Consider the following 7,873-nt stretch of genomic DNA (forward strand, 5'->3'; position numbering starts at 1 on the left):
CGCTTCCTACGCTCACGCAATCCCACTCTGCGTAGAGGAGGAGTTCCATGCTGTTAGGCAAGCCCGACCGCCGCGTCCTGGTGATGGCGGTCAGCGCGGTCTCTGCATCCGTTCTGCTGGCCGGCTGCGGTGGGGTCAAGACGACCTCCACCGGCGGCAAGGGCGACTACCCGACCGGCAACATCCAGATGAGCGTCGGCGCGTCGCCCGGCGGCAGTACCGACCTGATCACCCGCGCGATCGCGGAAGGCGTCGGCAAGGACCTCGGCGTCTCGGTGCCGGTGGTCAACAAACCCGGGGCGAACGGCGCGCTGAACGCCAAGGAACTCCAGTCCGCCAAGCCCGACGGCTACAAGATCGCGGTGCAGAACGCGTCGCTGTTCACGATCACACCGCTCGCCGTCTCCGCGAACGAAGTGGTGAAGCTCGACGACTTCGACCTGCTCGGCGGGATCTCACAGGACGACTACGTGCTGATCGCCCCGGTCGGTTCGGGCTACAAGTCGATCGCCGATCTGAAGAAGGCGGGCAAGAACGTCAAGTACGGCACCACCGGTGTCGGGACCGGCGCGCAGTTGGCGTCGGCGCTGACGTTCAAACAGGCTGGTATACCAGCGACCGACGTACCGTTCGACGGTGGTGCTCCGGCGCTGACCGCGCTGCTCGGGAGTCAGGTCGACGTGGCAACGATCCAGGTCGGTGACGGGATCGAGCAGGTGAAGGCGCGCAAGGTCGTCCCGCTGGCGGTGTTCTCGGCCGAGCGGATCAAGTTCCTGCCCGACGTGCCGACCGCCAAGGAGCAGGGGTACGACGTGGTGGTCTCGCAGTACCGCTTCCTGACGGCACCGAAAGGGACGCCGGACGATGTGAAGACGAAGCTCGCCGACGCGGCGAAGAAGACGTACGCGACCGACACCTACAAGAAATTCAACGACGCGCACTGCCTGACGCCGATCGAGGTGTCGCCGGACGAGGTGCGGAAGATCCTCGACGGGTACGCGACGAAATACAAGGCGCAGCTGGACCAGTTCGGGATCTCGCTGGCGGCGAAGAAGTGAGTGCGGCCGAAGAACTGCGTGCTGCCGGACAAGCGAGTGCTGCCGGCGACCAGGAGACGCTGCTTGCGGAGCTGGCCGAAGAGCGGCCGCCGCACGCGGGGCCGTGGTCCCAGCTCGGGGCCGCGGTCGTGGCCGGTCTGATCGGTATCGGGGGACTGGTCGGGTCGCTCGCGCTCGGGCTCGGGCGGTTGACCCAGCCGGGGCCGGGGCTGTGGCCGTTCGTGATCAGTGTCGTCGTCACGGTGCTGGCCGTCGTGCTCGCGATGGTCGGCCGGCACGGGACGGACACGGAGCAGTTCTCGCGGTCGAGCGTGCTGACGGCGGTCGCCGTCGCGTCGCTGGTCGTCTTCGCGGCCTTGTTGCCGGTGATCGGGTTCGAGATCCCGTCGCTGCTGCTGGCGTTCGTGTGGCTGCGATTCCTCGGTAAGGAGTCGTGGGTGTCGTCCGTCGCGATCAGCGTCGGCACGGTGGCGGCCTTCTACGTGCTCTTCGTGCTGCTCCTCCAGATCCCACTGCCGAGGCTGATCTGACATGAACTTTCTCAGCCCAGTGATCGACGGTTTCGGCGTCGTTCTCGAGCCGATGAACCTGTTGTACTGCCTGATCGGCGTCGTGATCGGCATGCTGATCGGCGTACTGCCCGGCCTAGGCCCGGCCGCGACGATCGCGATCCTGCTGCCGATCACGTACGGCGTCGAGCCGGTGTCCGCGATCATCATGCTGGCCGGCATCTTCTACGGCGCCCAGTACGGCGGGACCATCACGTCCGTCCTGCTCCGCCTCCCCGGCGAGGCGTCTTCGGTGGTCACGGTCTTCGACGGCTTCGCACTCGCCAAACAAGGACGAGCCGGTACGGCGCTCGGCGTCGCGGCGATCGGCTCGTTCATCGGCGGCACGGTGTCGATCATCGGGCTGACGCTGCTCGCCCCGCTGGTCGCGAAGGTGGCGCTCGACTTCGGTCCACCGGAGTACGCCGCGCTGTCGTTGTTCGGCGTACTGCTGGTGGCGACCGTGGGGAACGGTGGTCGGACGAAGGCGGTGATCGCGGCGGGGCTCGGATTGCTGCTCGCCACGGTCGGCCGGGACACGTTCACGGGAGCCAGCCGGTTCACCTTCGACAGCCTGAACCTTGCCGACGGCATCGACTTCGTGCCGATCGCGATGGGGCTGTTCGGGCTCGGCGAGATCCTCTACAACCTGGAAGAACGGCATACCAAACAGCAGCAGCCGGTCGCGGTCGCGAACGCCTGGCCGTCGCGGGCCGATCTGCGGCAGTCCCGCGGTGCGATCGGGCGCGGTTCGGTGATCGGGTTCGTGCTCGGCGTCCTGCCCGGTGGTGGCGCGACCCTGTCCTCGCTGGTCGCGTACGCGGTGGAGAAGCGGCGGGCGAAGCAGCCGGAGCGCTTCGGCCGTGGCGCGGTCGAGGGGGTGGCGGCGCCGGAGACGGCGAACAACGCGGCGGCCACCTCGTCGTTCATCCCACTGCTGACGCTTGGTATACCAGCGAACGCGACGATGGCGTTGATGTTCGGCGCGCTGCTGATCCAGGGCATCCCGCCGGGGCCGCAGCTGGTGTCGGAACATCCGGACCTGTTCTGGGGTGTCGTCAACTCGATGTACCTCGGCAACATCCTGCTGCTGATCATGAGCATCCCGCTGGTCGGGCTGTTCGTGAAGATCCTCAAGGTGCGGCCTGCGGTGCTGGCGCCGATCACGGTGCTGATCACGCTGCTCGGCGTCTACACCGTGGCGAACCAGGTCTTCGACATCTTCCTGGTGATCGCGTTCGGTGTGCTCGGGTACCTGATGAAGAAGTTCGGTTTCGAGCCGGGACCGCTGGTGCTCGCTTTTGTCCTGGGTAGCGTGATGGAGACCGCCGTACGGCAGTCGTTGCTGATCTTCGGTGGCAACCCGGCCGGCTTCTTCACCCGCCCGATCTCCGGCACGGTGCTGGCGGCGCTGGTCGTCGTCCTCGCGCTGCCTGCGGTTCGGCGGCAACTCAAGCGACGGCAGCTCAACCGACAGAAGGAACTCGTATGACGGGCATCTCCAGCATCGACCTGACCCCAGTGGCCTTCGCCGATCAGCCACTGCTCAACGTCGTCGGCGTCCACGAACCGTTCGCGCTGCGGACGATCGTGCGGGTGTGGACCGACGACGGGCTGGTCGGGCTGGGGGAGACGTACGCCGCGGACGACCACCTGGAGCGATTGCGGGCGGTCGCCGACGTGTTGCCCGGGCTCGACGTCTTCAACCTCAACGGATTACGCCAGCGCGTCCGCGACGTACTGACGTCCGGTGGCGCTCAGGTCGGCGGGATGCTGAACCTGCAGGATCCCGCCGACGTGGTGCTGTCGCCGTTCGAGGTCGCGCTGCTCGATCTCCAGGGCAAACTACTCGACCGCCCGGTGGCGGACCTGCTCGGCGGCGCGGTGCGGGACGAGGTGCCGTTCAGCGCGTACCTGTTCTACAAGTGGGCCGCGCACCCGGGTAACGACGCGGACGAGTGGGGCGAGGCGCTCGATCCGGAAGGCATCGTGCGGCAGGCCCGGAAGATGGTCGACGAGTACGGCTTCACCGCGATCAAGCTCAAGGGCGGCGTGTTCGCTCCGGACCAGGAGGCCGAGGCAGTCCGTGCGCTCGCCGACGCGTTCCCCGAGCACCAGCTGCGGATCGACCCGAACTGCGCCTGGACCGTCGACACCTCGGTACGGGTCGCGCGGGAGCTCGACGGAGTACTCGAGTACCTCGAGGACCCGACGCCCGGGATCGAGGGGATGGCGGCCGTCGCGCGGCAGACCGAGATCCCGTTGGCGACGAACATGTGCGTGATCGCGTTCTCGCACCTCAAGCCGTCGGTGCTCGCGGACGCCGTCCAGGTGGTGCTCTCGGATCACCACTACTGGGGCGGACTGCGGCGGTCCCAGTTGCTGGCCGGGATCTGCGACACGTTCGGGATGGGGCTGTCGATGCACTCGAACTCGCATCTCGGGATCAGCCTGGCGGCGATGACCCATCTGGCCGCCGCGACACCGAACCTGACCTACGCGTGCGACACCCACTACCCCTGGAAGACCGAGGACGTGATCAAACCCGGCGTACTCTCCTTCGACTCCGGGAGCGTGCGCGTGCCGACCGGGCCCGGGCTCGGGATCGAGCTGGACGAGGACGCGGTCGGGGCCTTGCACGAGCAGTACCTGGCGTCCGGGCTCCGCAAGCGCGACGACACGGCGTACATGCGGACGGTCGATCCGGGGTTCAGCCCGAATACCGCCCGCTGGTGAGGCGGTGGCGGGTGTTCGCCAGGTGCACCCGCGCCGCCGCCCGGGCCGTCTCGGGGTCGGCGCGCTCGATTGCGGCGTGGATGTTCTCGTGCTCGTGGATCACCCGGGTCAGGTGGTCCGGGTCGGACATCTCGTACGCCGGGTCGAGTTGCGTGCGAGGCAGCATGATCATCATCGGCCCGAGCTCGCCGATCAGGTCGCTGTAGAACCGGTTGCCGGAAGCAACGGCGACCTTGAGGTGGAACGCGAAGTCCGCCTCGACTGACCGGCTCGGGTCGTCACCGACCTGCCGGAAACCGTCGAGCGCCCGCTCGATCGCCTTCAGCTGATGATCGGTACGCCGGCTCGCGGCCAGCCCGGCCGCCTCGCTCTCGACGCCGACCCGGAAGTCCATCAGATCGAGCACGTCCTGGTGCGAGCGGACCGCGCGCAGTCCCGGCGTACGGTCCGGGACCTCGAGGACGAACGAACCGCGGCCCTGGAAGGTCTCCACCAGACCGGCCGCCTGCAGCCGCGAGACGGCCTCGCGGACGACGGTCCGGCTGACGCCGAACTCCTCGACCAGGCTGTTCTCACCCGGGAGTTTCGCGCCCGGCGCGATCTGCCCGCCGAGGATCCGCTGCTTCAGGTCCTCGACGATCTGCTGGGCCAGACCGCTCACCGGAACTCGCACTTGTCGACGGTCCAGCGCGCGCACTGCTCGCTGGTGGTGAACCCGAGACCCGGCCGGTCCGGCACCAGCATCCGCCCGTCGACGGTCTCCAACCGCTCGTTGAACAAGGGGTTCAGCCATTCGAAGTGCTCGACCCACGGCTCCCGCGGGTACGCCGCCGCGAGGTGCAGGTGGATCTCCATCGCGAAGTGCGGCGCGAGCTGGAGACCGTTGTGGTCGGCCAGCGTCGCGAGCCTGAGGAACGGGGTGATGCCACCGATCCGCGGCGCGTCGGGCTGGATGATGTCGGCGGCCCGGGCCTCGATCAGCCGCACGTGCTCGCCGACACTCGACAGCATCTCGCCGGTCGCGATCGGCGTATCGAGCGCCGCCGCGAGCTGCGCGTGTCCCTCCGCGTCGTACGCGTCCAGCGGCTCCTCGATCCACACCAGATCGAACTGCTCCAGCACCCGCCCGATCCGCAACGCCGTCGGCCGGTCCCACTGCTGGTTCGCGTCCACCATCAGCGGTACGTCGTCCCCGAGGTGTTCCCGCACCGCGCGGACCCGGTCCAGATCGATCCGCGTGTCGGGCTGGCCGACCTTGATCTTGATACCGCCGATGCCGTCGGCCAGCGACTTCGAGGCGCGTTCCTTGACCTCCTCGATCGGTGCGTGCAGGAAGCCGCCGGATGTGTTGTAGGCGCGGACCGAGTCCCGGTGCGCGCCGAGTAGCTTCGCCAGCGGGAGGTCGGCCCGCTTCGCCTTCAGGTCCCACAGCGCGATGTCGATCGCCGCGATCGCCTGGGTCGCGACACCCGACCGGCCCACCGAGGCGCCGGCCCAGAGCAACTTGTCGTACACCTTCGCGATGTCGGACGGGTCCTCGCCGATCAGGTTCGCCGCGACCTCCTTGGCATGCGCGTACTGCGCCGGTCCGCCGGCTCGTTTGGAGTAGCTGAACCCGATGCCGTGCTGGTCCTGCTCGGTCGCGATCTCCGCGAACAGGAAGACGATCTCGGTCATCGGGCGCTGGCGGCCGGTCAGCACCTTGGCGTCACTGATCGGCTGCTCGAGCGGGAGGACGACGGAGGAGAGCTGCACGTGGCGGATGCGGTCCATGGCGAGTGATCGTACAAGTAGAGAACTTGTCTGACAACAGGTCCGGCAAGTGGTCTGACAGGGCAAAAGTTTTGACGTTTCTGTAACACCAGGTGACCATTCCGGAAACACTCGGCCGGGAGGCTGCTGCCCCGCCGACAGCGTGGTCGTGCGCCGGCCTGCCGCCACAGGCGCCGTCATCTGGGGAAGGAAGCAGTCATGGACCTGTCGGAGCAGCAGCTCCAGGCGTTCGGGACGATCGACACGGACGGCGACTCCCGCATCTGGACCTGGGAGCTACTCAGCCGGCTCGGACAGACCGGGATCCAGCCGACCGACCCGCGCGTGCGAGCCGCGCTGGCGAGTGTTGTCGACCCCGGCGACCGCCTGGCCGGGATCGGCAGCCAGCCGGTGCAGATCAACCTGGATCAGTTCGCCGAGATCGTGAACCACGGTGACGGACTGGTGGGCCGGGCGCTGACCGGCGATCTGGCCGTCTCGCCGGAGGAGTTCCAGGAGTTCGCCCGTGGCGTCCAGGCGGCGTACGCCGACCTGCTGCCGAACCGGGACGGCAACGTCGCCGACTACATCCCGACGCTGCGCGACGCCGACCCGGAGCGGTTCGGGATCGCGATCTGCACGGCCGACGGCCAGACGTTCTCGATCGGCGACGCCGACCTGGGGTTCAGCGTGCAGTCGACGTCGAAACCGTTCAGCTACGCGATGGCGCTCGAGGAACTCGGGCCGACCGAGGTCCACCAGTGGGTCGGCCAGGAGCAGAGCGGCGGGACGTTCAACGACTACCGGCTGTCCCTCGGCGAGGGCCGCAGGCCGCACAACCCGATGATCAACGCCGGCGCGATGGCCACCCTCGCACTCGTTGACCACGGCAAGCAGACCAGCGACCGGTTCCGTACAGTGCGCGACACCTGGACCAGGATGATGGGTCAGGCGCCGGGCTTCGACCAGGAGACGTACCTGGCCGAGAAGGCCACCGGTGACGGGAACCGCGGGCTGGCGAGCCTGATGAAGGCCGCGGACATGCTGAAGGCGGAGCCGGGAGAGGACGGCGCGGCCCGGACGGCCGACTTCTACTTCCAGATCTGTTCGCTGGAGGTGGACGCGCAACGGCTGGCCGCCGCCGGCGCCACGCTTGCGAACGGCGGCGTCGCGCCGTACTCCGGGGAGCGGGTCTTCTCCCACGAGACCGCGGCGCGGGTGCTGTCGGTGATGGGCCACAGCGGGATGTACAACGACTCCGGGACGTTCTCCGACCAGGTCGGGTTGCCGGCCAAGAGCGGGGTGTCCGGCAACGTGATGATGGTGGTGCCGTCGAAGCGGCTGGCCGTGGTCACCTTCTCGCCCCGCCTGGACGCGGCCGGCAACTCGGTCCGCGGCGTCGAGGTGTGCAAGCGACTGGTCAACGACTTCGGCCTGCACCCGTACCGCGGCCTCGGCGCGGATCGCCAGCGCACCACCGGACTGAACACCACCGGACTGAACACTGCCGGACTGAACAACGCCGACCGACGGGCCGAGGCAGCCGGCGCCGCGCACCACGCACTGAGCGGCGTCTCCCGCCCCGGCACCCGAACCGCCACCGACCGAACCGCCACCGACCGCACCACCACCGAGGGCGCCGCTAACGACGGCTCCACTGCCGACCGCATCGCTGCGCAGGTGGCTCGGAGCAGTGCCCCGACGGGTCACCAGATCTGATCGCGGAGCCCCCCGGCCGCCCCACACAGGCGGGGGCCGGGGGGCGGGGCGGCGCGGGGC

At 68.5% G+C, this 7,873-nt stretch carries 7 protein-coding genes; 5 read left to right on the forward strand and 2 right to left on the reverse strand.

The window, feature by feature from the left end:
* Positions 1-47: 47 nt before the first annotated feature.
* From ACWGID_RS25950 to ACWGID_RS25965, 4 genes are read left to right on the forward strand one after another with little or no spacing between them, the layout of a single operon-like run.
* A complete protein-coding gene (locus ACWGID_RS25950; protein WP_452200713.1) occupies positions 48-1,058 on the forward strand; it encodes a tripartite tricarboxylate transporter substrate binding protein in 1,011 nt (336 codons plus the stop codon).
* A complete protein-coding gene (locus tag ACWGID_RS25955) occupies positions 1,055-1,588 on the forward strand; it encodes a tripartite tricarboxylate transporter TctB family protein (RefSeq protein ID WP_452200714.1) in 534 nt (177 codons plus the stop codon). The genes ACWGID_RS25950 and ACWGID_RS25955 overlap by 4 nt, the downstream gene beginning before the upstream one ends.
* A gap of 1 nt (position 1,589) precedes the next feature.
* Positions 1,590-3,098, forward strand: a complete 1,509-nt coding sequence (locus ACWGID_RS25960; protein WP_452200716.1) for a tripartite tricarboxylate transporter permease — start codon at positions 1,590-1,592, stop codon at positions 3,096-3,098.
* Entirely contained in the window at positions 3,095-4,342 is a 1,248-nt protein-coding gene (locus ACWGID_RS25965) for a glucarate dehydratase family protein (RefSeq protein WP_452200718.1), read from the forward strand. Before ACWGID_RS25960 ends, ACWGID_RS25965 begins: the two co-directional genes overlap by 4 nt.
* On the opposite strand, the gene ACWGID_RS25970 is transcribed toward ACWGID_RS25965, so the two are convergent.
* Both ACWGID_RS25970 and ACWGID_RS25975 read right to left on the reverse strand, forming a co-directional pair.
* On the reverse strand, positions 4,317-5,015 hold the full coding sequence (locus ACWGID_RS25970; RefSeq protein ID WP_452200720.1) for a FadR/GntR family transcriptional regulator: 699 nt from the start codon (positions 5,013-5,015) through the stop codon (positions 4,317-4,319). The two genes, ACWGID_RS25965 and ACWGID_RS25970, sit on opposite strands and share 26 nt — an antisense overlap.
* Entirely contained in the window at positions 5,000-6,115 is a 1,116-nt protein-coding gene (locus tag ACWGID_RS25975) for an L-talarate/galactarate dehydratase (RefSeq protein ID WP_452200722.1), read from the reverse strand. The genes ACWGID_RS25970 and ACWGID_RS25975 overlap by 16 nt, the downstream gene beginning before the upstream one ends.
* 198 nt (positions 6,116-6,313) lie before the next feature.
* Between ACWGID_RS25975 and glsA the strand changes: the two genes are divergently transcribed.
* Positions 6,314-7,813: a glutaminase A gene (glsA, locus tag ACWGID_RS25980; RefSeq protein ID WP_452200724.1), complete on the forward strand. Its 1,500-nt coding sequence runs from the start codon at positions 6,314-6,316 to the stop codon at positions 7,811-7,813.
* The last annotated feature ends 60 nt before the right edge of the window (positions 7,814-7,873 follow it).

It is taken from the genome of Kribbella sp. NPDC054772 (assembly GCF_053611945.1).